This is a genomic window from Pseudomonas sp. VEM90 (genome assembly GCF_054611535.1).
The window spans coordinates 1-541 of the sequence record NZ_JBTRAR010000069.1 but is presented as its reverse complement, the minus strand read 5'-3'; the positions used below and the strand labels follow the sequence as shown (position 1 = coordinate 541).

At 49.0% G+C, this 541-nt stretch carries 2 tRNA genes and 1 rRNA gene; all 3 read right to left on the bottom strand.

Going from position 1 to position 541, the window contains the following annotated elements:
* Positions 1-240: 240 nt before the first annotated feature.
* Positions 241-316, bottom strand: a tRNA-Ala gene (locus tag ACYCCG_RS26070).
* A 6-nt stretch (positions 317-322) separates the two neighbouring features.
* Positions 323-399, bottom strand: a tRNA-Ile gene (locus tag ACYCCG_RS26065).
* A 77-nt stretch (positions 400-476) separates the two neighbouring features.
* Positions 477-541 (bottom strand): 16S ribosomal RNA (locus tag ACYCCG_RS26060); the annotation flags it as partial.

Below are 541 nucleotides of genomic sequence, written 5' to 3'. Positions count from 1 at the left end.
TTGACCATATAACCCCAAGCAATCTGGTTATACTGTGAAGACGACATTCGCCGAAAATTCGTACGTTGCTCTTTCGAGCAGAACTCACAAATTTTACCTTAGCCTGATCCACCAGCAGTGAAACTGGCGTTCAGTCTATATCTATCACATATCCGAATTTTTAAAGAACGATCTGACAAAAGCCAGAAATCAACATTCGATGCGAATGCTCATTTCTGAGTTTGATCGAGGTACACTAAGTGGTGGAGCCAAGCGGGATCGAACCGCTGACCTCCTGCGTGCAAGGCAGGCGCTCTCCCAGCTGAGCTATGGCCCCGCATATTGGTAGGTCTGGGCAGATTTGAACTGCCGACCTCACCCTTATCAGGGGTGCGCTCTAACCAACTGAGCTACAGACCTATATAGGGTCTTGATCGTCTTCGACAATGAATCAAGCAATTCGTGTGGGAGCTCATCAGCAGGCTGATGTCGTCGATTAAGGAGGTGATCCAGCCGCAGGTTCCCCTACGGCTACCTTGTTACGACTTCACCCCAGTCATGA